This is a genomic window from Neobacillus ginsengisoli (assembly GCF_030813055.1).
Genome location: NZ_JAUSTW010000004.1, coordinates 445324 through 471695, shown reverse-complemented (window position 1 = coordinate 471695; position 26372 = coordinate 445324). Strand labels below are relative to the sequence as shown.

Genomic DNA, 26372 nt, shown 5'->3' with positions numbered 1-26372 from the left:
CAAATGGGTTAGTTTACCTTATGCCAAGTTTACAAAATCGGTCTAGGCTAGTGCGGAGAAAATAAATGATAAAATTTTAGTCGTTCGGTAGTAAATATTGCTTATTTAAAAATATGTCATCAAAATACTACATTAATTTAACAAATGTTCATTCAAGACCTTACTGATTGTGTTATTCTTTTGAAACTCTGCATAGGATATATTGTGAGCATTAAAAAATTGTATACAGGAAATATCAATGCAGGTTTATTATTTCCTGAGGATACAAGGAGGTGTTCAATGAATTATAATTTCCCATGCATTCATTTTCATTATAGTGGTAGGGTTAATTTGATTCTGAAGGTTTCGGTGCAGTTTCTAAACTGAACAATAAGGAGCTGTTAAGAATGAGCGATATGACAGGTAAATTACTTGGCTGGTTAGGGATCGTTGTAGGTGTAGTTGGATTTTTCTTTGCCCCTATATGGCTAGGTATTATTGCTGTGGTTCTAGGATTAATAAGCTTGGCTAGCCCTCAAAAGGTTCTAGCATGGTTAGCGATAATAATTGGTGTCATTGTTTTACTTATTCAAATATTTAGTTAGATAAAGTATCAAAATTATGACTATACCATTCACTTAAAATGCTTTCAAAGTATAAATGAAGCCGCGATCAAATTGTAGAACTTGGCTTTTATCGAACCGTGCCCGGCACGGTTCGCTTTTTTGTGTTAAACAATAATCAATAAACAAAAATATGAATTATTTAACTTTACATTTTAAAAATTAGAGGCTATAATTTTCATATAAACTATCTAGTCAGTTTTTTTAAAAGAAAATGGGGGAATAAAAATGAGAAAAAATATGATTTTAATTCCATTTGTAACTTTGGCTATTGGGTTAACTGCTTGTTCAACCAGTCAAGGAAATTCAGAAAAGAAGGAGAGAAAAGATGCTTCCGCTGCTGTACAAACCGATTTAAAGCGGCCACTGGTTAAGTTCTTTATGGATCTCTCAAACAAAATCAATGAAAAAGATGCTGACCTTAATGTATACGAATCAAAAGATCAACCGACTCCTGAAATGAAGGCCAAAGCTAGTCTGGCAGCAGCTGCTGTTTCCGAACAACTCAATCAAATTCAAATTCCAAGTGACCTAAAAAATCAAAAAACGGAAATTGGAGCGGCGATTAAAGATTTTGCTGATTCCTATCAAGCCATTGCAGAGGAGCTAAAAAAGGATACACCATCTCTTGATAAAGCGAATGCAACGTTTGCACAGGGCGAAGAAAAACTTGGAAAGGTGTTTAAAGAAGGAAAATTAGGTAAACCCAATTTAAGTAATGCAGTAAATTAATCGAAAACAGCTTGAGTGTATGCTCCAGTATGGTTTATATGAACAGCAGCTCTTGATGAACATATGAAATTTTGCTAAACTAAATAGTCAGTTTAGTCTGTATTTACCTAAGAGGAGCTGTTTTGATGCCTAAGGTTTCAGAAGAATATAAAGAGCGCAAAAGAGTAACGATCATGGAAAGTGCTTTGAAATGCTTTGGGGAAAAAGGATATCATTTAACGACAATGGATGATATCGTCGCTTATTCAAATATGAGCAAAGGATTAATTTATAACTATTTTAAAAGTAAAGAAGAACTATATATTTCTTTAATGGATGAGCGCAGTAAGAACACACTTGAACATCTAAGTAACCGGTTTAAACAAATCCCCACCGCCAAAGAAAAAGTAAAAGAATTTTTTCGAATCTATCGGGAAGCAGCATTAACTGAAGAGTGGCGGAGTTTTATCCGTGTTCATTTGGAGTTTTGGATTTATTCTTCCAGGCAAGAATACTTACGGGAATTTATGAACACCAGATATAAAAGTCAATTCCGCGATTTTTTAGCAGGAATTATTGAACAAGGAAAGACTGACGGTGAATTTAAACCAGAAGTCCAAGTGGATATCGTCGCCAGCCTATTTTGGTCAATGATTGATGGTATTTGTCTTCACTATTCGGTCCTATGGGAAGATTATGCCTACAAAGAACATTTTAGTGTAACGGAAGAAATGGTTTTGAAATATATTTTAGTTTAATAAAATGATTGAAAGGAAGCCGGTTGAAACGAAAACCGGCTTCTTTTCTCATTTTTTTTAAGAGGATAACAAATAACCGCACAGTGAACTAATCACTTGTGCGGTTATTTGTTTGTTACCAATTGACAAATCTCCACTTAAAATCAATGCCCTGATCCAGCATGATCGACATGATTTACATGCTTGTAATTGATCCAGATAAACAAAACAGAGACAAATACAAATCCGGCTCCGACAATGAATGGAACTTGTGGATTGTACCACTCTGCCAATTTTCCTGCAAGATATGGAGCAATAGCACCACCGATGAACCGAAGGAAGCTGTAAGCGGCTGAAGCGGTTGAGCGTTCAACAGGGGCAGCATTCATAACTGCTGTTGTAATCAATGTATTATTATTCCCTAACATGGCACCTGCTAAAATAACTGCAGCAATAATTACCCATTGTGTTGATGTCCAGATCCCCATAACAAGTAGAAGAAGTGCAAATAAGAACAGCATTACGGACATAGATTTTATCGTTCCAAACCTTTGTTGAAGTTTTGGAGCCATGAAAACGGATGTTATCGCCAGTAATATACCCCAACCGAGGAAGACAAAACCCAGTCCGTGTTCATCTAATCCCATTACAAATGGGGCGTATGCCAGTAAGGTGAAAAATCCAAAGTTGTAGAGTGAAGCCGTAATCCCGAAAACGAGCAGGGAACGATGCTTTAAAGCCCGAAACGGGTCAAGTAAAGATGTTTTAGCTTTTAGAGTATTTTTTTTGTTGGCTTTCGGCATTAATGTAATTAAACCAATAAAGGCAACTACCATTAAAGTCGCAACTCCAAGGAATGGTCCTCTCCACGACATACCTCCCAGCCAGCCGCCAAGCAGAGGGCCAACTGAAATCCCCAATCCAATTGCCGCCTCATAAAGTATGATAGCTTTTGCGGTACCGCTATTGGAAAGTGATACAATTGCGGCTAAGGAAGTTGCAACGAAGAGTGCGTTTCCGAGACCCCATCCGCCGCGAAGGCCTACGAGAGACCAAATACTGTTAGAAAATCCTCCTAATGCCGAAAATAATGCAATAATAATGATACCGGTTAGCAATGTCCACTTGATGCCGAGCCTTGACGAAATTGCACCTGTAATGAGCATTGCAACTGCCATTACAGCATTATAGCTGGTGAAAAGCAGGCTTACTTGACTGGGTGTGGCATGCAATTGTTTCGCTATAGCCGGTAAAATGGGGTCTACCAGGCCAAGACCCATGAAAGCAATGATACACGCGAAAAAGACGGCCCAGACAGATCTGGGTTGACTTAATAAACCTTTTTTTTCTTCTGAAGACGAAGCTGTTTTTGATGACGATGTTGCCACAGATTGTGGTGTCGATGACATTCTCATTCCCCTTTGTTCGTTTTATAAAAATTTATTATAATATCTCTTTAAAAGAGTTCCTTATCACATCTCCGCGGCTGATGATTCCAACCAATACCCCATTACGTTCAACGGGAACTTTTTTAATTTGTTTTTTTCCTAAAATAGCAGCAATGTTCTCCATTTCTTCATCCCATGAAACTTTATAGACCTTTTTCTTGGCGATTTCGAGAACATTTAAATCGAGCAATCTTTTTTCTCTATCTTCAAATTCTTCATCATCACCCTTGATTACAAATGCAAAGTAGAAAGAATCGACCACACGATCCTCGTTCTTGCCGATAAAACGTAAGATATCCCCATCACTTACAAAACCGACAATTTCATTTCTGTCGTTTACTACAGGAAGTCCGCTAATTCGATAGTTTATGAATTTTTCAATAACAGATCGTACCGTGTCAGTTTCTTTAACTTTATGCACCTGGTTAATCATAACTTCATGTGCTTGCATAATTACCCTCCTGATTCTCCTAAAGTTGTATTGTGAAAGTATATAATTGTATTATACAACCAAATTCCGATGTGTCAAGAGTTTTATTCTATATAATAACGATCATTAAGATAAGGATACAATAAATTGAGTTTACTTCTGTATTATCAATTTGTTTAACATTCATTCTAAAATTGATTTCAGTGTGGTACGATTGGTCATAGAAGTTTGGATAAAGTGAGGTAGTAAGAACATGGATGAACTTTCCTTGGAAACGATTGATCTTGAATTGGCAATTCTGGTAAGGAGAATTACGTCAATGTCAACAAAAAAACTCGGCAATCTAGATCGGTCCGCATATCTTTTACTCCATCAGATAACCTCTCATGGCCCTACAGGAGTTAAGGCTCTTGCGGATGCATTGCAATTGGATATATCTACAGTAAGCAGGCAAGTGGGCTCATTGGAGCAAAAGGGATATGTGTTCAGAATACCTGATCCATTGGATGGGCGAGCATATTCCCTGCAAATCACGGAATTGGGAACAAAAGAATTTAATGAATATCAACAGATCCGATTTGAAAAAATTGCAGATATTCTAAAAGGTTGGTCGGATGAAGAACGTCAATTATTTGGACAACTTTTGAAAAAATACAATCGGTCTTTCCTGGAAAGGTAAGTGGACCTTTCTGTTACGCCATATATGCTAAAAAAAACACCTTACTCAAGCCAGTCTGCAGACTGGCTTTTAAGCTTTGAGCAGGTTCTCGGCGGGGCAATATGTATTCTTATTTCGAAGCTTGTTTCTTTTCACTTAATGTCCGAAAAATTTGTGTATTCATACTGCCTTGGATAATATTTTGTAAAAAGAAATCCCCTATCAGTTTTAAATAATCCTCATCATCAAACATTTTTTTATTTTGTAATTCCATTTCTGCTAATCCTTCGTAGGTTGAAAGAAGTGAATACCTGTGGTCTTCTCCTGATATTGGCGTTAGAATTTCAACCTTATGGTCATAATTTTCGTTTCTGAATTTTTTAATATCCCTTAAATTTTCGATACCCTCTTTAAATTTATCTTGCCTCACTTCAAACGTTTGATAAACAATAACAGGCATCCTTTGCACCCCCATAAAGATATATCATTCCTGGATTATCTTTTTTATACTTTCCCAAAACATGACATCTTCATCAACAAAATAAATAGCGATGAAATACATAAATTGATAATCTTTGCATTCCAATTGAAGTGTTGGTAAACAATACACTTAAATCTAAGTGTCTTTGCCGTTTGATTTCACGGATTTAAGTAACTTCAGAGCATGATTGGATGGTGAATGAAAAATGAATACGTACTTATTATTTATGACCTTAATAGCAATCGTATTAGTCGTTTTGGGTGTATCTTTGTTCAAGTGGCATGCATTTATTAGTTTGCTTGTAGCAAGTTTGTTTTTAGCGATCGTTTCGGGATTATCATTAGAAAAAATTGTGGTTGCATATGAAACAGGGGTTGGAGGTGTTTTAGGGCATTTAATCGGGATTTTGGCATTGGGTACAATTCTAGGTAAAATGATGGCAGACTCAGGAGCAGGGATGCAAATTGCAGAATTCTTCATGAGGGCTTTTGGTGTTAAAAATTTACCATGGGCAATGTTGCTATCAGGTTTTATTGTCGGTATTCCCGTATTCTTTGAAGTTGGAATATTAATTTTATTACCGCTAGTGATTTCCGTTCATAAATCATCAAAACAAAATATTTTATTAATTGCCTTACCGCTTATTGCCGGGTTGTCTATCGTTCATGGTCTTGTACCGCCACATCCAGGGGCACTGGCTGCAATCAGCATTTACAAGGCCAACCTTGGAAAAGTTCTCTTGTATTCACTTATTATTGCCATACCTGCATCGATTATCGCAGGTCCATTGTTCGCCATGTGGGTTCATAAACGAGTTATTCCTAAAGGTGAGCCGGAATTAATCCGAATAACGACAAAGGCAAAATTCTTGCCAGGGACGGGCGTTTCATTTTTTGTTATTTTACTCCCGGTCTTACTCATGATTTTATCAGCTGTTGCACCATATCTTTCGCTTTCCAAGGGTTTATTAAAATTTCTAACATTAATTGGCAGTCCGTTGATTGCTCTTCTTATCTCCGTTTTCGTGGCCTATTACCTTCTTGGTTTCCGAAAAGGGATGGATAGAAACGCTGTTAAAAAATTAACGGAATCATGTTTGCTTCCGGTAGGTTCTATTGCCTTAATTATCGGTGCCGGCGGAGGATTTAAACAAATCCTAATTGAAAGTGGAGTTGGGAATACCATTGCACAAATGGCCCAAAATTTATCGCTATCGCCTCTGGTGCTGGCCTTTTTAATCGCCGGTCTAATTCGAATTGCGACAGGTTCAGCAACAGTTGCCTTAACAACAGCTGCAGGTATCGTGTCACCGGTTATTCAACACATGTCAGGCGTTAATTTGGAATTGCTTGTCATTGCAACGGGTGCAGGATCCTTGATGTTTTCCCACGTTAACGATGCCGGCTTCTGGATGGTAAAGGAATATTTAGGGCTTTCTGTTCCCGAAACATTTAAAACCTGGACGGTATTAGAAACGCTTCTTTCCTTTATCGCTTTTGGGGGAGCATTATTGCTAAATACCTTCTTTTAATGATAAAACGACATTTTAGAATAACAAAGCCAAAAAAGGATTCATCTTTCAAGGTGATTTCTTTTTTTGTATAAATTTGTAAAAAAATGTTGTTTTTTTTGTAAAAATATTTACTTAAAAAGTGTCACTTCTACGTTATTGTAGAAGTCATAATATTAAGATAAATAAATCTTTGTATTTTATGAATTGATTATTTTTTTAAAAAATTCAAGTTTCATTTTTGGAGGAATATGGAATAAAAAATGGAATAGAATAGGAGAATGATTATGATTCCTTAGGAATCGAAGAAAAGAATCTAAGTGTCGAGGACAAGATTTTAGAAAACTACATAGAAAAGATGGGGAAAAATAAAGATGCGAACTTGGGTAATTTCAGTATTATTAGTTGGTAGTTTAATAGGATTAGCGGGATGTGCAGAAAAAACAACGAAGGAAATTCCTGTAGAGAAAAAAGTAACCACTCAAATGATTGACCAGAAAGCACAAGATGAAGCAAAGAAAGCAGCAGAACAAAAGAAAGCAGAAGAACAAAAACCAATAGTGGTAAATGTGATAGATCCAAACACGAAGAAAGTTATTAAAACCTTTACTCCGAAAGATATGGGGTATGGTACGAATGATGCAAAATATAAAGAGGATATTGAGAAATGGGCGAAGGACCTTGCAAGGGGTACACAAACTACTCCGGGATATGACCAAAGAATAAATCCTGATCGGATCGCTGCCAATGGTCAGCTTATAAAGGGAACACCGAGAATTATCTTAGACGAGACCCAGTTATCTCAAAAAGTAATTCTTGCTTCCGCAAAAGGTGGAGATGTGGAGTTACCACTACAAGTTTCGCCAAGCGGATATAAGCCTGTAGACGTTGCTTATTTAGCAGAAGTGGTAGTCGCTACCTATTCCACACATTTTAATAGCGGGGTGATAGGAAGAACGAAAAATATCGAACTATCAGCTCAAGCCATTAATAATGTAATCGTCGGAACAGGGGATATATTCTCTTTTAATACGACTGTCGGTCCGAGTGACGCAGCGCATGGATACCAATCTGCCCCGGAAGCGGTAGAAGGGAAGCTGGTCCCCGGGATTGGCGGCGGTATTTGTCAGACATCCTCAACATTATATAATGCCGTTGATCAATTAGGAGTTACATATGTAGAAAAGCATCATCATTCCATTCATGTAGGATATGTGCCGACAGGAAGAGATGCAACGGTTTCATATGGAGGTGTCGACTTTAGATTTCAAAATACAACGGGCGTACCTTTGCTCCTTAAAGCAATAGTAGTAAAAGGGACAATCACAGTTGAAGTAAGAACATCGGCAGCATATCATAGCCTTATTAAGAAAGGGCATTAATGCCGGGGGCACTGAAATAGTTCGTTTAGTTGGGACTTCCCGACGTTTTAGATTATTAAAGCGTCGGGAAGTCCCTTGTCTTTAATTCGGTAAAAACGGTAAGAAAAACTCCCCTGTTAATTCGACAGGGGAGAGGCAGCTTTACCAATTATATTCTCCTTCTTTATGTTTATCCGTTTTAGCAAAGTAAGCGGGATGATAACTGCGAACAAATTTATTAGTGTTTAAATTTATGAATCCTGAACCATAAGTGGGATCTTCTGATTGCCACACACCATTTAGTTTAATTTCATTCCATGCATGATTTTCCCCATAATCCACTTTGGCTTCTATCCCCACTGCGCGGTGAAGGGCAGCACTTAAATCAGCATAACCCGAACATAATACGACACGGGTTTGATAGGTTTGGAGGGCAGAATACAAAGGCGGATTTGTACTATTTACCAATGGTGCATTGTAGGCAATGTTTTTTGCAACCCACTGGAAAATGGCCCGGGATTTTTCTACATCCGTATGTTTCCCATTCGTTATTTCTTGAGCAAGTAGTTTAAGAATAGGGTTATCGCTTTGGACCATAAAACTTGGGAGTAAGTATGGATCTCCGTCTGTTAAGTGATATTGCGCATAGCCTAATACCGTATTTGGGTCATTAGCTTTCCCATTGTAATATTCATCAAGGTTGAGGACAACGTCCCCAACTGTGTACTGAAGAGGGAACACATAATGGATAGTCCCGTTGGTAAAGGGAACCTTCACTGTTGTTGTCTTATTGGCCCGCGGTTCTTGGATATATAAAATAACACCGTTAGCGTGATTGTACTTGCCATATGGTGTCGGTTCTCCGGTTACCGCTAATTTCCCATTTTCCACCGAGACCCGATAGGTCTGAATGTCTGTAGGTGTATACTTTTCATTGGATGAAGACAGGGCGGCATTAGTGGTTTTATTTGAATTGATATTTGCAGTTAGCTGCGGCGAAGGAACCTGTTGTGCCGGAGTAGCTGTAAGCCCCGTTTCTTGGCTGCCATTAAGGTTTAGATAACTTTTTAGTTGTTCTACCGAAGGAAGCATGTTTTGCTTAGAAAGATAAGAAAATCCAACAATACATAAAAAGAGAAAGACGAGTTTCTTCAATACAAGTCACCCCCACTTTCATAGCTTACTAATACTATAAACGGTTAAAACGAGAAGCACAACAAAAACCCCTTCATTTAGCATGGTTTACCAGCTATATGAAGGGGTTATTTTTTCAAAAGGATTATTGGGTTTCTTCCCAGTCAGTATAGGAACCGCTGCCTTGACAGCCGGGACATTCAAACGAATTAAAATAGGCAAATTCATTGTAGGGATAAACAGTGTATCCACGGCCTTGACAATCCGGGCATTTGCCTTGATCTTTCATATTGGAAATATGATTTTGATATCTTGTCTCTTTCCATTGGTTATAAGAGTTGAGTAATCCCATTTCAATCACCTCATCTTTTCTTCTTAGTATGGAGAAAAAATGGAATTTTTATGCTGGTATCTTTCTTTTAAAAAAGGGAATCTATAAGAAAATCCGGTCCCATTCATTCGCTATATTGCTTTTTTAAAATAGTTTTTTTCGATTAGAATATAATCCATCTATGTAATATTTTATGTAAAATTGCTGGAGTTTGTGAAAAAAATTTGGGCTTTTTTTCAAAACGTTATTATTAAAAAAATAAGAAATCCGGCAAGACTTTCGTCTTCGCCGGACGCTCCGAAGCGTTTTTGTACAAACAAAAAAAGATAGATTTCGATATAAGCAGGTTTTGGAAGGTACCAGTGAAGACCCTCTTATTTTAAATCAATATTTAACTTTTTCATTCGATATTGTAAACTTTGGCGGCTTAAACCGAGTAATTTAGCTGTTCTGGAAATATTAGAATCGTTCTTTTTCAGGACATGCTCAATATAGGATTTTTCAAATATCTCCAATTGATCCTTAAGCGGAACAGCGACCTCAACACTCTCATTAATGAACGATTCAACGGAGGAAATTGGAATCATACGCTCTTTCAATTGCATTTTATTTCGATATTGGAAGGGCAGATGTGTGTACATAATCACTTCTTCGTCCAACATATTGTTCATCGCAGCCTCGATAATATGTTCAAGCTCACGGACATTTCCATGCCAATCATACTCAAGGAAGGACTGTTTGACCTCATCACTCAACCCTTTTACCTGCATATTGAACCGCTCATTATACTTTTTAATAAAATCCTGGACTAAAAGGGGAATATCTTGTTTACGCTCCCTTAATGGAGGAATAAAAACAGTGACAACTCCAAGGCGGTAGTACAAGTCTTTCCGCATATGATTATTGGCTATCGCATCAATGGGGTCCTCGTTCATATTGGCGATGACCCTGACATCAACAGGTGTATCCTTCGTATCACCAATCCGCCTTATAGTTTTTTCTTGAAGCACTCTGAGCAGCTTGGCTTGGAGACTCAAATTTAACGAGTTGATTTCATCTAACAATAAGGTACCGCCTTCTGCCTGTTCAAATAAACCCGGGTGATCAACTGCACCTGTAAAAGCCCCTCGTTTTGTACCGAAAAGAAGGCTCTCAATCAAGTTATCCGGCAGTGCAGCACAGTTCTGTGAAATGAATGGACCTGAAAGACGGTTGCTGGCGTTGTGAATGCTTTGAGCAAAAAGCTCTTTGCCGGTGCCGGTTTCTCCGACAATTAATACATAGGAGGAGGTTCTTGTTGCACGTTTTGCCGCTTCAATCACTTCCTTTATCGCAGGACTGCTACCGGTAATGTTATCAAAGGTAAATCTAGTCGTACCTTTACTGGTTATATTTCCTTTCATGAGTCTTTCAAGTTTCGTAACATCTTTGGCAATTTCCACGGCACCATTAATTTTATTTTCTTCAAAAATAGGAATGGTATTATTAATTGTCGTAATTTCCCGACCTTTATTATTAAAATATGTTTGTTTAACATTTTTGGTTTCTTTACCTTCTTGTAACGCTTTTACTAACGTACTAGTTTGATCGTCCTTGAACATAAACACTTCCAAGAGATTTTTATTTAGTACATCCTGAATATCCATGGATTCCATTTGCATCATTTTTTTATTGTAGATAATTGTTTTGCCCGTTTCATCAACGGCATGGACTCCTACATCCACCTCGTCTAAAATCCGTTCATATATTTGGTTTATATATTGTAAATAGTGAACATCTTTGGGTTGTTCCATTTAGTTTACCTTCTTCCTTGTTCAAAATGATTCACTACTATTTAATCATTAAAACCAAAATACTGCAAAAAAATTTTGCGTTAAACAAAAAAATAAAAAATTTGGCGCAAAATAATTATGCGATGAAACCGTTATCACCATAAAAAACCGCAAAATATTCATATATTTAAAGTTGGCACGTTAATTGCATAGTAAATGGTGTATTCAAATTTAGGAGGTAAGAAGATTGCTAACCTACACTCATGAACCATTTACAAATTTTTCAGATGAAAATAATAAAAAAGCTTTTCAAGATTCATTATCATTCGTTCAATCACAGCTAGGGAAGGATTATCCGGTAGTCATTGGCGGAGAAGAGATTACTACGGATAAAAAAATCGTATCTATTAATCCAGCAAATAAAGATGAAATAATTGGAACTGTTTCAATGGCAAGTCAAGAATTAGCGGAAAAAGCAATGCAGGCTGCACTAACTACGTTTGAAACATGGAAAAATTGGAAACCGGAACACCGTGCTAATATTTTATTCCGTGCAGCTGCTATTCTTAGACGTCGGAAGCATGAATTTTCAGGCTACCTCGTAAAAGAGGCAGGAAAGCCATGGAAAGAGGCCGATGCTGATACAGCGGAAGCAATCGACTTCATCGAGTATTATGGTCGCCAAATGATGAAAATCAAAGATGGTATGCCAGTTCAAAGTCGGGTTGGGGAATTCAATCAATTCCATTACATTCCACTGGGAGTAGGGATAATTATTTCACCATTTAACTTCCCATTAGCGATTATGGCTGGAACAACTGTTGCAGCTATCGTTTCAGGAAATACCGTTCTTTTAAAACCTGCAAACTCAACGCCTATCATTGCAGCGAAGTTTGTCGAACTTATGCATGAAGCTGGGCTTCCAAAAGGAGTATTAAACTTTGTTCCGGGCAGCGGAGCGGAAATCGGTGACTATTTAGTTGATCATCCAAAAACTCGTTTCGTATCCTTCACTGGTTCACGTGAAGTCGGCTGCCGAATCAATGAACGTGCGGCAAAAGTTCAGCCGGGCCAAATTTGGCTGAAGCGTGTAATTGCTGAAATGGGCGGAAAAGATACTGTGGTTGTCGATAAGGATGCAGATTTAGATTTAGCAGCTTCTTCCATTGTTTATTCAGCGTTTGGTTTCTCGGGTCAAAAATGTTCAGCAGGTTCCCGTGCAGTTGTTCATCAGGACGTTTATGAGGAAGTACTTGAAAAAGCAGCGGCATTAACGAAAACACTATCACTCGGTAACCCTGAAGATGTTGACACATATATGGGACCGGTGATTGATGAAAAATCATTCAAAAAAATCATGAATTATATTGAGGTCGGTAAACAAGAGGGCAGACTCGTCACAGGCGGAGAAGGAGACGATTCGAAGGGTTACTTCATTCAACCAACGATTTTCGCCGATTTGGATGAAAAATCCCGCCTGATGCAGGAAGAAATTTTTGGACCGGTTGTTGCATTCTGTAAAGCACGTGATTTTGACCACATGATGGAAATCGCTAATAACACTGATTACGGTCTTACAGGAGCACTTATTTCCAATAGCCGCGAGCATATTGAGCGTGCCCGTCAAGAATTTCATGTAGGAAATCTTTATTTTAACCGTACATGTACAGGTGCAATTGTGGGCTACCAGCCATTTGGCGGCTTTAATATGTCAGGTACAGATTCAAAAGCAGGCGGCCCTGATTATTTATTACTGCATATGCAAGCTAAAACAACATCGGAAATGCTCTAATATCCGAAAAAGTATGTAATTAACTAAAGGAGGAAATCACCAATGAATGGAACAACAACAAAATCCACTACTATTATTGAACAAACACAGAAATTTGGTGCGAACAACTACCATCCACTGCCAATCGTTATTGCGAAGGCGGAAGGTGTTTGGGTAGAAAGTCCTGAAGGAAATCGCTATATGGATATGCTTAGTGCCTATTCAGCTGTTAACCAAGGGCACCGTCATCCCAAAATCATTCAGGCATTAAAAGACCAAGCCGATAAAGTAACGTTAACTTCCCGTGCTTTTCATAGTGATCAACTTGGTCCATGGTATGAGAAAGTTAGTAAGTTAACAAATAAAAATATGGTGCTTCCAATGAATACGGGTGCAGAAGCCGTTGAAACAGCACTTAAAGCAGCTCGCCGCTGGGGCTATGATGTAAAAGGAATTGCAGAAAATCAAGCCGAAATTATTGCATGCATAGGAAACTTCCATGGCCGGACAATGGGTGCCGTTTCTTTATCATCTGATCCTGAATATAAGCGTGGCTTTGGGCCAATGTTACCTGGAATTAATTTAATTCCTTACGGTGACCTTGAAGCGTTAAAAGCAGCGATTACTCCGAATACAGCAGCGTTTTTAATCGAGCCTATTCAAGGTGAAGCAGGAATTATTATTCCGCCGGAAGGGTTCTTAAAAGCAGCTTCTGAATTGTGTAAAGAAAATAATGTTTTGTTTATTGCTGATGAAATCCAAGCCGGCTTAGCACGTACCGGTAAAATGTTTGCATGTGACTGGGAAGAAGTAACACCTGATATGCTCATTTTGGGTAAAGCACTTGGCGGTGGAGTATTCCCTATTTCATGTGTTGTCGCTAATTCCGATGTTTTAGGAGTATTTAATCCAGGATCTCACGGTTCGACTTTCGGTGGAAATCCACTTGCTTGTGCCGTATCTCTTGCGGCTTTAGATGTAATCGAGGAAGAAAAACTTTCAGAGCGCTCTCTTGAGTTGGGTAAATATTTCATCGATCAATTAAAAACAATTGATAATCCAATGATAAAAGAAGTAAGAGGAAGAGGCCTGTTTATCGGGGTTGAATTGACAGAAGCAGCAAGGCCATATTGTGAGCAATTAAAAGAAAAAGGCTTACTATGCAAAGAAACACATGATACCGTAATTCGTTTTGCACCGCCATTAATCATTTCAAAGGAAGAAATTGATTGGGCTTTCGAAAAAATTCAAAAAGTTTTATCTTAAGAATTCATTAATAAACAACAAATCTACTAATTTGACGAGGTGTCTGTCATGTCCGGTAACACTGCGCTTGATACTATGACAAAAGAACAAAAAGAAGAAAAAGAGTCATTGAATCTTTTTTATTCGACTCAAACGGTCATTCAAAAGGCGTTATCAAAATTAGGATATACAAATGAAATGTATGAACTTTTAAAGGATCCGATTAGGCTGTTAACAGTTCGCATCCCTGTAAGAATGGATGATGGTACTGTCCAAGTTTTTACCGGCTACCGGTCCCAGCATAATGATGCAGTTGGTCCTACAAAAGGCGGCGTCCGCTTTCATCCTGAAGTAAATGAAGAAGAAGTAAAAGCACTGTCTATTTGGATGAGCTTAAAGTGCGGGATTACCAATCTTCCTTATGGCGGAGGAAAGGGCGGTATCATCTGTGATCCTAAGAAAATGTCCTTTAGAGAACTGGAGCGTTTAAGTCGCGGATATGTTCGTGCCATCAGTCAAATTGTTGGCCCTTCAAAGGATATTCCCGCACCAGATGTGTATACTAATTCGCAAATTATGGCCTGGATGATGGATGAATACAGCCGTTTACGTGAATTTGATTCACCGGGATTTATTACAGGGAAACCACTTGTTTTAGGTGGCTCTCAGGGACGTGAAACAGCAACTGCACGCGGAGTTACCATTTGTATTGAAGAAGCAGTAAAGAAAAAAGGAATCGATCTTATAGGTGCGCGTGTTGTCATTCAAGGCTTTGGAAACGCAGGAAGCTATTTAGCTAAATTCATGCATGATGCAGGCGCAAAGGTTGTCGCTGTTTCTGATGTTTACGGTGGTGTTTATGATCCAAACGGACTGGATATTGACCACTTATTAGACAGAAGAGATAGTTTCGGAACATTTTCGCAACTTTTCAAAAATACAATAACGAATGAAGAATTGCTTGAATTAGAATGTGACATTCTTGTTCCCGCTGCTATTTCAAACCAAATTACGGTCCAAAATGCGGCTAATATCAAGGCGGCGATTATCGTCGAAGCGGCGAATGGACCAACTACACTTGAAGCAACAGGCATTTTAACAGAACGCGGAGTTCTTCTTGTTCCGGATATTCTTGCCAGTGCCGGCGGGGTAACGGTTTCTTATTTTGAGTGGGTACAAAATAATCAAGGGTATTACTGGTCTGAAGAAGAAGTAGAAGAAAAATTAGCGAAAGTTATGGTTCAATCATTTGAAAACATTTATCAAACTGCTGAGGCCCATCATGTGGATATGCGCTTAGCAGCTTATATGGTTGGAATCAGGAAAGTCGCTGAAGCTTCCCGTTTCCGTGGTTGGGTATAAAGTGCCTAATAGATGGCAGTATGGGTTGAAATCCAATTTCAATCACATTTAAGGTTAACCGTTTATGACTGTTTGAAATCATTATAAAGGAGTGGAGAACTTGCTAGTAAAGGAAGAAACGATTTATAGTCCTTGGTCCGGCACCGTCGAGGTAGTTTTAACGAGGGAAAACAACCATGTATATGAATGGGAGAAATTGTTTTTAATTAAAACAAACAGCGGTAGGATTGAAGAGATTTCGATCGGCATAAGCGGATATATTAGGTCTTTACGTGTAGAGACAGGTCAAAAAGTAAATTCAGAGACCATATTAGCTACCATCCAAGATGATTTATTAATAACTGGAAGCGATTAAAACAAAATAGTAAGGATAAAAAGGTCTTTCCCTTTTGATTCAAACTTTAAGTTGCAATCGAGGGTTAGGCCTTTTTCTTTTTTGGATAAAATTTTTTTGCACAACACCTGCAAAATTTTTTATTATTGCGCAAAAAATTTTGGCAGTAAAAATTCAAAAAATGTTCACAAATAGGCATTTGCACTTTGGCATGGAAATTGCATATAAAATTAGTGAAAATAATGATAATTTATGAAGTATTGACTGACGCCATTATTTGGTATACCATTTAGTTCTTCTTTTTGCTATTATCAGTATAAACTGTACCTTTTAGCAAAAAAATTATCATAATAGTATTATTTCATCTTTTTGGAAGCGTCTTCAATTCAAAGGGGTATGAAGGGGGAAATTAAATGCAGTTACCTGGGAATAACAATGAATTACAAAGAACGATGAAGACTAGGCATTTATTTATGATTTCACTTGGAGGGGTAATTGGATCTGGCCTATTTTTAGGTTCTGGTTACACCATTCACCAGGCGGGACCGGCTGGAGCAATTCTTTCCTATATTGTTGGCGGCTTTATCATGTTTTTAACAATGCTTTGTCTCGGGGAATTGTCCGTAGCCATGCCAATTTCCGGCTCTTTCCAAACGTATACAACCAAATTTATTGGTCCCGGAACCGGATTTGCCCTTGGATGGCTTTATTGGTTAGGTTGGGCCGTAACGGTTGCATTGGAGCTCTTGTCTGCAGGCCAGTCAATGCAAAGATGGTTTCCGCATTCACCTGTTTGGATCTGGTGTCTGATTTTTGCAGCCGTCTTGTTTTCGCTGAATGCACTTTCAGCTCGAGCTTTTGGAGAAACAGAATTTTGGTTTTCCAGTATTAAAATTTTCGCAATCTTAGCATTCATTTTACTAGGCGGAGCTGCCATGTTTGGAATGATCCATATGAAAGGTGGACAAGCAGCACCGTTTTTCTCAAATTTTACAGCACACGGTCTTTTACCAAACGGAATTACCGCGTTATTGATGACAATGATTACGGTTAACTTTTCGTTCCAAGGTACTGAGTTAATCGGGATTGCTGCCGGTGAAAGTGAGGATCCTGAAAAGACAATTCCAAAATCAATCCGCCAAACGGTTTGGCGTACCCTTTTCTTCTTTGTTTTAGCAATCTTTGTTTTATCCGGCTTAATTCCAATGTCGAAAGCAGGAGTAATTGAAAGTCCGTTTGTTGTTGTATTTGATAATATCGGAATTCCTTACGCAGCTGATATTATGAACTTTGTAGTCCTAACTGCGTTACTTTCCGTCGCAAACTCCGGGCTTTATGCAGCAACCCGGATGTTATACGCAATGTCTAAAGAGAAAATGGCCAGTCCAATGTTAACGAAGGTTACAAAAAGTGGGGTTCCGTTAAATGCCCTTGTTTTAACAATCGGAATTGCTTTATTATCACTATTATCAAGTGTTGTAGCTGCTAAAACCGTTTTTGTATGGCTGATTTCAGTTGCGGGATTAGGTGCTCAAGTAGGGTGGATTTCAATTACGGCATCGCAAATCGCCTTCCGTCGGAAATTCATCCGTGAAGGAGGAAAGGTATCGGAACTTAAATTTAAAACTCCGCTATTCCCATTCCTGCCGATTTTAGGATTAACGTTAAACTGTATCGTTCTTTTAAGTTTAGCCTTTGACCCTGATCAACGGATTGCCCTATATTGCGGAGTACCATTTGTTGTTGCCTGCTACTTAATTTATCATTTCAGAATCAAAAAGAATCGTGAGCAGGATGGAGACAATGAACAAGAACTGCAATTACAATCTAATAAGAAAATGATCATTTAGTTTCTAAATAACGCTTGGGTTTCCAGGCGTTTTTTTGCATTTATAGAAATTTGAAAGGAAACAATAACAGTAAGAAATCTTAAGGAGTTGATCTTAATGGGAAAATGGAATGAGCAGGCAGCGCCAAATAATAATTTACCTTCGAGTACAATCAGATCCTCTGAAATGTTAATAGGAAAGAAGGCCAACCATGAATTTTCAGAAGAACTGGCAGATGGCGGAGAACGTGATCGTTCTATTCAGCGGCAACGGAATGATTCGAAAAATAAATAGTGTTATTTCCCGGTGACGAAAGAAAATCGTCACTATTTTTTTGCTAATAGTTTACAATGGAAATTAAATGGTGTAGACTTTCTATATACCTAATAAAACTAGGTAGGTGATAAAATGTTTAATCGCGAATTGGTCAAAGGCAGTACGTCCCTGATTCTGCTTCAATTATTAACCGAAAAAGATATGTACGGCTATGAGTTGGTAAAAGAGTTAGAAAAACGGAGTGATAATGGCTTAAGCGTTAAAGAGGGGACTTTGTACCCTGCACTCCACAAGCTGGAAAAGCAGGAGTACATTGAATGTTATTGGCAGGAGCAGGAAAAAGGCCCTGCACGTAAGTATTATCGAATTACGCATGCCGGGAAAGAATTGTTGGACGAAAAAGTGAGTGAGTGGCAGGATTTTGTTCAAGTTATGAACAAGGTGATAGGGAGATCGAAGCATGGAACGGCCAAAGAATAGGTTTCTTGAACGACTGGCTAAAGGACTTGGAAGCCACCAAGATAAAGAGAATATTATAGCTGAATATGAGACGCATATTGATGAAATCCTGATTGAATCCTTTGATTGTCAACATGAGGATGACCTTATGGAACTCATCATCTCCAGACTTGGCAGTCCGGAAGAAATCGCTGAATTGTGGCGGGAAGAATTATCGGTTACTCCCAGTAATATGAAATGGCTGTTTATCCTCCTCAATATCCTCTTTTTTGGTGGAGGCAGCCTGCTAACCTTGGCACATAATCTTTATCAATGGGATTGGTTATCGGCGATCTGGGGTCACTTAACAGCCATTCCAACCATAATTGCCATTTTATATATGTTCTTCTGGGCTTTACTTGGATATGAAATTGGCAAAGGTTTTGGTCATAGTGGCAGAAGGCTTTTAAAAAAGACCTTCCTACTTTCGCTGATACCTAATATCCTGTTAATGGTCTTAACGGTTTTTCGGATCATTCCACACGAATGGTTTGAACCATTATTAACAAAGCAGTTTATAATCGCTTGTATCATTTTTACCATCATTCTATATCCCGTAAGTTTGCTTGGATATCGGTGGGGGAAAAAAGCTTCGATATAAGCAGTTTTTTTTGCTTTTTTACCTAGTAAAACTATGTATATAGAAAATCTGTGCAAAAGAGGGATGAAGATGGAAACGAAAATTGGTAAATCAGATTGGCTCTTTTTACTCTTATGTTTACTTCTCGGGATTTTAGCCGAGGAAGCTTTTTTCTTCGGCGGTGAAATTGGAATTTCATATTTCATATTTATTGCTGCATTTTATTCTGTGTTTTTTTGGAGATATCGTCATTATCCTTTTTCACATCAAAGATTAGGGTACCTAGTATTAATGTGTATTTGGCTCCTTTCAGCCGGTTATTTTATTAATAATAGTCAGCTATTTTACGTCCTAAATTTACTAGTGATTCCAGGGTTGGTTATTTTCCACCTTGTTTTGGTAACGAGTCCAAAAAGCTGGCAGTGGAATCGCCCGGTTTTTCTTTCTTATTTGCTCTCAAGGCTGGTAGATTCGGTGAAATATAATGCAGCCTTCACTATGATTTTTGGAAAAATATTCAATCAGGGGGTGGATCAAAATAAGTCCCTGCTATGGAAAAAAATATTCATCGGAATTTTGATTTCCGTTCCTGTCCTTGCGGTTGTACTTAATTTGCTCATGTCTGCAGACAGTCAATTTGACCGATTAATTGGCGGAATTCCGCAATGGTTCCGTGTGATTAATGCTGTAAGTGTTTTTAGAATAATTATCATTTTAATCTATACTTTTGCTTTTTTCGGTTTTATGCAGACACTACTGCATAAACAGTTAAAGGCCAATCAAACGAATATCAATTTTAATATCCCGCAAATTGATTCGATTATTTCCTTAACTGTTCTTGTCATTATTAATGCGGTGTATATCTTATTTACGATAGTACAATTCAAATATTTCTTTAGCGGTACATTGCAAGGGGATTTTACCTATGCTCAATATGCAAGAAAAGGATTTTTTGAGCTTTTGTTTGTTACGTTAATCAATTTATCGATTACTGTTTTGGTATTAACTTTTGTTGAACGTGTAACCGGTGTTTTAAAGCGATTAACGCAATTTATGTTGACCATCCTGGTCCTTTCAAGTGCCATTATGCTCTTCTCGGCATTTTTGCGTATGGGCATGTATGAGGAAGCCTATGGATTTACATTCCTAAGGGTACTTGTTCATTCGTTTATGATTTTTCTTTGTATTATCTTTGCGTACACCTTGGTGAAAATTTGGGTTGAAAAGCTGTCACTTTTCCATTTTTATTTTATTGCATCATTAATTTATTACTCGGCTATTACAGTAATTGACTTGGACAAAATAGTTGTGAAAGAAAATATAAACCGATTTGAGACAAGTGGAAAAATTGATCTTCATTACCTTAATAATTTGTCTTATTCAGGTGTCCTTGGATTAATAGACCTATATGAAAAAAATCCGCATGTAATGGATTTGAAAGGGATTTTACTATTACGGAAAGAGGAAGCATTGAAGGTCTACCGACCGTGGCAGTCTTACAATTGGAAAAAAGCCCAGGCATATGAAAAATTAAGGAAGTTAGATTTTTAACTATTTAACTGCGCATCTGTCTTCGCCCTATAGGGGCTCGCTAATCGACGCATTTTCATTTATACTTGTGAAATCTATTTATAGAAACAAGGTGAATGTGATGGATTTTCAAATACAATACTTATCTTTTTTTGTGATCCAAGTGGAGGGTAAAGGCGAACAGGCGGATAAACACTACAAACATTTTCAAACAATGGATGAAGTGGAATATGAAAATAGTCCTTTGAAGGAATTTCTTGACGGTGAATTTGCCAAGATTGTTAAAAGAAAGGTAGAACGACATCCGAAGGCAGAAGAAGTTCCGACTAAAATCGGTTATTTTGTTGTAGAAGAAGGGCATGATTTAACATCGAACCCGAATTTTAATCTCTTTTATCGTACCCGTTTTGCAGAATCCAAGGGAGCCTTTCAAGAAGAGGCTGAAAAGTTTGTGAATACTTATTTAAACACAAGTGCGGTACGTGGCGGGGTTTTTTTAGTAGCAACAGCAAAGCTAGCCCGCTATTTTGATGATCCGTTTGTGTTTATTTTAAAATGTGATTTTGAGCCGAAGGTGGCATCCATTTCAGATGAGTCAACTCTCATTCGGCACGTGGAAATGGCAATAACGACAAAAAATATGAAATCGATTCAATATCCTTATATGCCGGAAGAAGGGATTTTAGAGGAAAATGAATTGAAAATTAATCAGTCCTCACATGCCCGTTATTTTGAGGATTTCCTCAAGTATGTGGAATATGCGCAATCGATGCCTGAAATTGTAAAAACGCAGGTACTAGAGATGGTCAGAGGTCATGTGGAGGAAGTATTTGAGCCGGAGAGTGAAGAACGGCAGCAATTTGAGGGAGCAATGGAGATTTGGGCTGCAAGCGAAAAACGGGAGCTTCAGGAACATTTTGAAACCGAGCAAGTTATCGAAGCCGCGGCACAAATTATCGAGCACACCCCGGAGCTGGAATTGAAAATGAAGTTGGACCATGTTTCAGTAAAAGGGCTGCTTGCTGATTTTGGCGATACTATTCATTTGGCGAAGGTAAATGGAAAGTATCTATTAATGGTGGAAGCAGATTCAGTTGTTTTTGAAAAAGGATTTTCACCGATTGAATTTTTACGGCCAGATGATGTTGAGAATGTGATTGAAAAAATTCGCAGGAAACATGGATAAGGTAAGGATAAACCGGGCTTAGCCCGGTTTTACTGATTTATCAGGGGGAATGTTTACGAAAATAGCCAATTAAAAAAAGCCGGATCACAATGATCCCGCTTGCTATAATTAGCCTTAACCGAAAACGGCCAACCTATCAATCCCCGCTTAACATATCAAATATCCCTTTAGCAATACTGCCTTCATCCTTTGCTCCTCCGCGAGATGGTGCAGCGGCAAATACCCGGCTTGCTAGTCGGCTAAATGGGAGTGATTGAATCCAGACAGTTCCAGGGCCCCTTAATGTAGCAAAAAATAAGCCCTCGCCGCCGAACATTGCCGTTTTTATTCCTTTTACAAATTCAATATCGTAACTGACATTACTAGTCATGGCAACAAGACAGCCTGTATCCACTCGTAGCTTTTGTCCGGGAAGAAGTTCTTTTTTTGTAATGGTACCACCCGCATGAACAAAAGTGAGGCCATCGCCTTCAAGTTTTTGCATGATGAATCCCTCACCGCCGAAGAAACCGGCACCGATTTTCCTTTGGAATTCAATTCCGATCGAAACGCCTTTGGCTGCAGCAAGGAAGGCATCCTTTTGACAGATGATTTTACCGCCTAATTCGCTTAAATCCAACGGAATGATTTTCCCTGGATATGGAGCTGCAAAAGAAACCCGCTTCTTACCAACACCTTGATTGGTAAAGGTGGTCATGAACAAGCTTTCTCCTGTAAGAACGCGCTTACCGGCACTGAACAGTTTGCCCATCAGACCGCCGCCTCCGCCGGATCCATCACCAAAAATGGTTTCCATATGTATGTCATCTTCCATCATCATAAAGCCGCCTGCTTCAGCTACTACTGTTTCCTGAGGATCAAGCTCAATCTCAACGAACTGCATATCATCGCCATAGATTTTATAATCGATATCGTGGTTATTCATCACGGGTCCCCTCCATATGTTTAAAATCAATGTCTCTCTACCTTCATTTTAAAAGATTCGAATGAAAAGTGCTAATACTAATTGGAAAAGATTACAAAAAAAGAGACGCCTGTATACACAGGCGTCTCTTTGCGTATTGAGGCGAGAAACCACACTCCACATAGTGCGTTCCAAAAAGGAATGTTTCTCGGCTTACACAACTCAGCTCATCGCTCAATTATTATATCACTTTATATAATATGAAACAAGTGAATTTTTTTGAAGAAAAGTATTGATTATTAATTGCTATTATTCTATATTCAAATAATCAGATATACAAAAATATAAAGTGAGAAGGGTTCATATGCTTATTGACCAGAGATTTCATCATTATTCTGTAAAAAACGTACAAAAGGATCTGCTTTCAGGATTGATTGTTGGTGTTATCGCGATTCCGCTTGGGATGGCATTCGCAATTGCTTCAGGGGTTAAACCTGAGTATGGGATTTACACAACCATTGTTGCAGGAATTCTTATCTCTCTATGCGGCGGGTCGAAATATCAAATTGGGGGTCCTACAGGGGCATTTATCCCAATTTTGTTTGGAATTGTGATGACATACGGCTATGAAAACCTCCTTATAGCAGGATTTTTAGCAGGTGTTATGCTTTTGTTGATGGGAATTTTTAACTTAGGCTCTTTGATTAAGTATATTCCCAGACCTGTTACAATTGGCTTTACCACGGGAATTGCAATCACAATTTTCGCAGGTCAAATGGCTAGTTTCTTAGGATTGGAAGGTTTAAAAAAGCATGAGGAGTTCATTTTAAACCTTAAAGAAATCTTCGTACATCTTGGTTCAGTAAATATTTTTAGCCTATTAACGGCTGTAATTTGTTTAGTGACGGTCATCCTGACTCCTAAAGTGGCACCGAGAGTACCCGGCCCATTAATTGGTTTAGTGATATCGTCACTCATTGCCACATTTTTTTACCCAACTCATGTGGCGACAATCGGAACCAGCTATGGGCAAATATCGAGCTCGTTGCCTCAACTACGTATACCAAATGTAAATTTTGATGTGATTGTTAAGTTGTTGAGACCGGCATTCGTCATAGCCATGCTTGGCGGGATAGAATCGCTTCTTTCCGCAGTGGTGGCAGATGGGATGACGAATAGCCGCCATAATAGTAACAGAGAACTAATCGGACAGGGGATCGCCAATATGGTTACCCCATTATTTGGCGGGATTCCGGCAACAGGTGCGATTGCCCGGACAGCGACGAATATTAAAAATGGTGCTGTTTCTCCCTTTTCGGGAATTATTCACGGCATTGTGGTCCTGCTTGTTTTACTGTTTTTTGCTCCATATGCATCGTATATACCGCTCGCAAGTATGGCACCGATCTTAATGGTGGTTGCCTGGAATATGAGTGAAAGAAAAGTATTTTCCCATATTTTAAAAACAAAATCGACGGATTCTCTTGTACTATTGGTAACGTTCTTATTAACGGTGTTTGTGAATTTAACAACAGCTGTTGAAGTCGGTTTAGTAATGTCGGCCATTCTATTTACTAAACGGATGAGTGACGTCATGGTGACGGCGAAGGCCTTGCCTAATAGGAGTCATAAACATGAAAAAGTGGAAACCCAAATGGTGACGGACACCCATGATTGCCCGCAAATAAGTATTTATAATGTTGAAGGTCCATTGTTTTTCGGAGCCGCGCAAACCTTTGAGAAAACCATTATGAATACCATTAACTATCGGCCTAAGATTCTGTTATTGCGTATGAGTAAGGTTCCTTTAATGGACACAACAGGTGAAGCTAATTTAGCAAGTATTGTACGACATTTTTCGAAAAATGGTATAGTAATCATATCGGGACTTAATGTACAACCGGAAAATGTTTTGAAAAAAACAGGCTTATATCAAATTATCGGCGATGAACATTTTTTTGAACACACAGGCGAAGCAATTCAATATGCGCTTTCCCAACTGGATAATAATAAATGCCTGGGGTGCAAACATTTTGCTTTTAGAGAATGTCAAAAGCTTTCTGTTTCGGAGACGGCGGATAAACAACAGAAGCTTTCGCCTACTTTTTAACAGTAAAGGAGAGGCCAAATTGAATCTTGAAATACAGCAATTTAAAGCGGAATTTTTCAAAGCTCTTGCACATCCTTTGAGAATCCGTATTCTGGAACTATTAGCAGAAGGAGATAAAAATGTAAATGAAATTCAAACCCTCGTTGGTAGTGAAGGATCTGCCGTTTCGCAGCAACTAACGGTGTTACGTGCTAAGAATATCGTTTCCGGCACAAAGGATGGGAATAAAGTCGTTTACACACTTAAAGATCCTATGATTATTGGACTTTTAGCCGTTGCTCGGCAAATCTTTAATAATCATCTTGTAGATACGATAACGATATTGGATAAGTTTAAAGATGAAGAAGATGAAATAACTACTCTGTCGAAGAATTAATGTCTTCGGCTTTTTCTTTTCCGTTTTATTGCTGTACTTTGGCAATACCAATGCTCCATTTTTTCTGGTTTGTTAGTACCAATTCTTTTTCGGATTTTTTAAAAATTTACCCCTAAATTTTTCTACAAAATAAGACAAGCCCGGATAAATGGGGGTAATTATTTTCTGCTGAATGGTAAAAAAGATTTTTAACTGCCATGTCCTTTTTGGAAAACTGCCCGCTTGACTGTTGTTAATCCAAAAGAACCAGTGGATGAAGCGGTTGTCAAGCAATCGATGGCAGAAATTATCGCATCGGGAATAATTAATACAGCAAATGGCAATTTAGTCTCCCCTCAAGGTGCTAGAATCGTAGTGCGTAATATAACAGATTATGAACTTGCTTAATAAATAGAGGGAAGACCGGGTTCACCTTGAAGCCGGTCTTTCTTTTTATAGGAATTTATTACAGCTGAAAAGTAGATAGATCCGTGGATGAGCTCATACCTCTCATCAGCCAGGTAGGATTCCCCAATTGTTGTGTCCTTTTACTTGCTTTATCGGATTGAAACAAAGCTTGATATGGTGGTTCAATCGATACAGAATATGCCCGAGCGAATGAGGGAAAGAACATGAATTTTGTCGTTTTCTGTCGTCTTGGCTTTCTTGACAGAATAGATAATAAATGTTAAATTTTAAGCAGCCGTTGCACGAGATTAGATTTATGTTACACGCTTTGTTCAAAGTTTTAACCGAAGTTTGGATGAGGAAATGAAAGTAAAGCTATCTACGTTGTGATTTGGTGAATTTTACACATGGCTTATGGTCAAGCCAATAGGAGGATTTTTTTACATGAAAAACGGTAAAGTTAAATGGTTTAACTCAGAAAAAGGTTTCGGATTTATCGAAGCTGAAGATGGAAACGACGTATTCGTTCATTATTCTGCTATCCAAACAGAAGGTTTCAAAACTTTAGAAGAAGGTCAAGAAGTATCTTTCGAAGTAGTTGAAGGAGCTCGTGGACCACAAGCTGCTAACGTAACTAAAAAGTAATTTGACGAAACTAATGATAACAGTCCGGTTAATTGCCGGGCTGTTTTTTGTTGTCTAATCCTCCAACTGGAATAAATTCATTTATACTCCCTGTAATTTCTTGGTTTTCCAAGGCCTTAATCAATAGTATTTTGCTATAATAGTATTATTGTAAAACGAAAGTT

27 protein-coding genes and 1 pseudogene are annotated in these 26372 nt (G+C 38.3%); 21 read left to right on the top strand and 7 right to left on the bottom strand.

Annotated elements, in window-relative coordinates; translation table 11 throughout:
• The first annotated feature begins 386 nt into the window (after positions 1-386).
• The 3 genes from J2S10_RS14680 to J2S10_RS14670 all read left to right on the top strand — a co-directional run bounded on the left by J2S10_RS14680 (position 387) and on the right by J2S10_RS14670 (position 2071).
• A complete protein-coding gene (locus tag J2S10_RS14680; RefSeq protein WP_307409016.1) occupies positions 387-584 on the top strand; it encodes a hypothetical protein in 198 nt (65 codons plus the stop codon).
• Positions 585-830: 246 nt separating this feature from the next.
• Positions 831-1334 (top strand): hypothetical protein, encoded by a 504-nt coding sequence (locus J2S10_RS14675; protein WP_307409015.1) that lies wholly within the window; start codon positions 831-833, stop codon positions 1332-1334.
• A gap of 125 nt (positions 1335-1459) precedes the next feature.
• A complete protein-coding gene (locus tag J2S10_RS14670; RefSeq protein ID WP_307409013.1) occupies positions 1460-2071 on the top strand; it encodes a TetR/AcrR family transcriptional regulator in 612 nt (203 codons plus the stop codon).
• 143 nt (positions 2072-2214) lie between these two features.
• On the opposite strand, the gene J2S10_RS14665 is transcribed toward J2S10_RS14670, so the two are convergent.
• Positions 2215-3459: an MFS transporter gene (locus tag J2S10_RS14665; RefSeq protein ID WP_307409011.1), complete on the bottom strand. Its 1245-nt coding sequence runs from the start codon at positions 3457-3459 to the stop codon at positions 2215-2217.
• A gap of 34 nt (positions 3460-3493) precedes the next feature.
• Positions 3494-3949, bottom strand: coding sequence for a CBS domain-containing protein (locus J2S10_RS14660; protein WP_307409008.1), 456 nt, complete (start codon positions 3947-3949; stop codon positions 3494-3496).
• A 298-nt stretch (positions 3950-4247) separates the two neighbouring features.
• Between J2S10_RS14660 and J2S10_RS14655 the strand changes: the two genes are divergently transcribed.
• Positions 4248-4607 (top strand): MarR family winged helix-turn-helix transcriptional regulator, encoded by a 360-nt coding sequence (locus J2S10_RS14655; RefSeq protein WP_307409006.1) that lies wholly within the window; start codon positions 4248-4250, stop codon positions 4605-4607.
• 109 nt (positions 4608-4716) lie between these two features.
• Here J2S10_RS14655 and J2S10_RS14650 read toward each other — a convergent pair whose 3' ends face one another.
• The gene (locus J2S10_RS14650; protein ID WP_307409005.1) at positions 4717-5046 is read right to left on the bottom strand and encodes a hypothetical protein; all 330 of its coding nucleotides are present in this window, start codon (positions 5044-5046) and stop codon (positions 4717-4719) included.
• A gap of 226 nt (positions 5047-5272) precedes the next feature.
• On the opposite strand from J2S10_RS14650, the gene J2S10_RS14645 reads away from it, so the two are divergent.
• A complete protein-coding gene (locus J2S10_RS14645; protein WP_307409004.1) occupies positions 5273-6598 on the top strand; it encodes a GntP family permease in 1326 nt (441 codons plus the stop codon).
• A 353-nt stretch (positions 6599-6951) separates the two neighbouring features.
• Entirely contained in the window at positions 6952-7959 is a 1008-nt protein-coding gene (locus J2S10_RS14640; protein ID WP_307409002.1) for a VanW family protein, read from the top strand.
• A 141-nt stretch (positions 7960-8100) separates the two neighbouring features.
• On the opposite strand, the gene J2S10_RS14635 is transcribed toward J2S10_RS14640, so the two are convergent.
• From J2S10_RS14635 to J2S10_RS14625, 3 genes are all read right to left on the bottom strand, one after another.
• Positions 8101-9093, bottom strand: a complete 993-nt coding sequence (locus J2S10_RS14635) for a transglutaminase domain-containing protein (protein WP_307409000.1) — start codon at positions 9091-9093, stop codon at positions 8101-8103.
• 124 nt (positions 9094-9217) lie between these two features.
• Positions 9218-9424 (bottom strand): methionine aminopeptidase, encoded by a 207-nt coding sequence (locus J2S10_RS14630; RefSeq protein ID WP_307408998.1) that lies wholly within the window; start codon positions 9422-9424, stop codon positions 9218-9220.
• A gap of 353 nt (positions 9425-9777) precedes the next feature.
• Positions 9778-11196 carry a sigma-54 interaction domain-containing protein gene (locus J2S10_RS14625; RefSeq protein ID WP_307408996.1) on the bottom strand — a complete coding sequence of 473 codons (1419 nt, stop codon included), beginning with the start codon at positions 11194-11196 and terminating at the stop codon, positions 9778-9780.
• A 226-nt stretch (positions 11197-11422) separates the two neighbouring features.
• Here J2S10_RS14625 and pruA point away from each other — a divergent pair, with 226 nt between their 5' ends.
• The 10 genes from pruA (at position 11423) to J2S10_RS14575 (ending at position 21786) form a co-directional block, all read left to right on the top strand.
• On the top strand, positions 11423-12967 hold the full coding sequence (pruA, locus tag J2S10_RS14620; protein ID WP_307408994.1) for an L-glutamate gamma-semialdehyde dehydrogenase: 1545 nt from the start codon (positions 11423-11425) through the stop codon (positions 12965-12967).
• Positions 12968-13009: 42 nt separating this feature from the next.
• Entirely contained in the window at positions 13010-14212 is a 1203-nt protein-coding gene (locus J2S10_RS14615; protein WP_307408992.1) for an ornithine--oxo-acid transaminase, read from the top strand.
• 75 nt (positions 14213-14287) lie between these two features.
• Positions 14288-15553 carry a Glu/Leu/Phe/Val family dehydrogenase gene (locus J2S10_RS14610; RefSeq protein WP_307409262.1) on the top strand — a complete coding sequence of 422 codons (1266 nt, stop codon included), beginning with the start codon at positions 14288-14290 and terminating at the stop codon, positions 15551-15553.
• 100 nt (positions 15554-15653) lie between these two features.
• Positions 15654-15908 (top strand): biotin/lipoyl attachment domain-containing protein, encoded by a 255-nt coding sequence (locus tag J2S10_RS14605; protein WP_307408990.1) that lies wholly within the window; start codon positions 15654-15656, stop codon positions 15906-15908.
• Between the two features lie 392 nt (positions 15909-16300).
• On the top strand, positions 16301-17737 hold the full coding sequence (locus J2S10_RS14600) for an amino acid permease (RefSeq protein ID WP_307408987.1): 1437 nt from the start codon (positions 16301-16303) through the stop codon (positions 17735-17737).
• A gap of 96 nt (positions 17738-17833) precedes the next feature.
• A complete protein-coding gene (locus J2S10_RS14595; RefSeq protein ID WP_307408984.1) occupies positions 17834-18010 on the top strand; it encodes a hypothetical protein in 177 nt (58 codons plus the stop codon).
• A 114-nt stretch (positions 18011-18124) separates the two neighbouring features.
• Entirely contained in the window at positions 18125-18472 is a 348-nt protein-coding gene (locus J2S10_RS14590; protein WP_307408982.1) for a PadR family transcriptional regulator, read from the top strand.
• On the top strand, positions 18453-19091 hold the full coding sequence (locus J2S10_RS14585) for an HAAS signaling domain-containing protein (protein WP_307408980.1): 639 nt from the start codon (positions 18453-18455) through the stop codon (positions 19089-19091). Before J2S10_RS14590 ends, J2S10_RS14585 begins: the two co-directional genes overlap by 20 nt.
• Positions 19092-19160: 69 nt before the next feature.
• Positions 19161-20621, top strand: a complete 1461-nt coding sequence (locus tag J2S10_RS14580; protein WP_307408978.1) for a DUF4153 domain-containing protein — start codon at positions 19161-19163, stop codon at positions 20619-20621.
• A 100-nt stretch (positions 20622-20721) separates the two neighbouring features.
• A complete protein-coding gene (locus tag J2S10_RS14575) occupies positions 20722-21786 on the top strand; it encodes a DUF3900 domain-containing protein (RefSeq protein WP_307408976.1) in 1065 nt (354 codons plus the stop codon).
• 136 nt (positions 21787-21922) lie between these two features.
• Here the strand turns inward: J2S10_RS14575 and J2S10_RS14570 are convergent, their stop codons facing one another.
• Positions 21923-22711 carry a TIGR00266 family protein gene (locus J2S10_RS14570; protein WP_307408974.1) on the bottom strand — a complete coding sequence of 263 codons (789 nt, stop codon included), beginning with the start codon at positions 22709-22711 and terminating at the stop codon, positions 21923-21925.
• 343 nt (positions 22712-23054) lie between these two features.
• On the opposite strand from J2S10_RS14570, the gene J2S10_RS14565 reads away from it, so the two are divergent.
• The 5 genes and pseudogenes from J2S10_RS14565 (at position 23055) to J2S10_RS14545 (ending at position 26208) form a co-directional block, all read left to right on the top strand.
• Positions 23055-24800: a SulP family inorganic anion transporter gene (locus tag J2S10_RS14565; protein ID WP_307408972.1), complete on the top strand. Its 1746-nt coding sequence runs from the start codon at positions 23055-23057 to the stop codon at positions 24798-24800.
• A gap of 19 nt (positions 24801-24819) precedes the next feature.
• The gene (locus J2S10_RS14560) at positions 24820-25176 is read left to right on the top strand and encodes an ArsR/SmtB family transcription factor (protein ID WP_307408970.1); all 357 of its coding nucleotides are present in this window, start codon (positions 24820-24822) and stop codon (positions 25174-25176) included.
• Positions 25177-25425: 249 nt separating this feature from the next.
• Positions 25426-25563 carry a DUF2922 domain-containing protein gene (locus tag J2S10_RS14555; RefSeq protein ID WP_307409260.1) on the top strand — a complete coding sequence of 46 codons (138 nt, stop codon included), beginning with the start codon at positions 25426-25428 and terminating at the stop codon, positions 25561-25563.
• Between the two features lie 83 nt (positions 25564-25646).
• Positions 25647-25791 (top strand): annotated as a pseudogene (locus J2S10_RS14550) (YvrJ family protein).
• A 216-nt stretch (positions 25792-26007) separates the two neighbouring features.
• Positions 26008-26208, top strand: coding sequence for a cold-shock protein (locus J2S10_RS14545; protein ID WP_007083969.1), 201 nt, complete (start codon positions 26008-26010; stop codon positions 26206-26208).
• Positions 26209-26372: the final 164 nt, after the last annotated feature.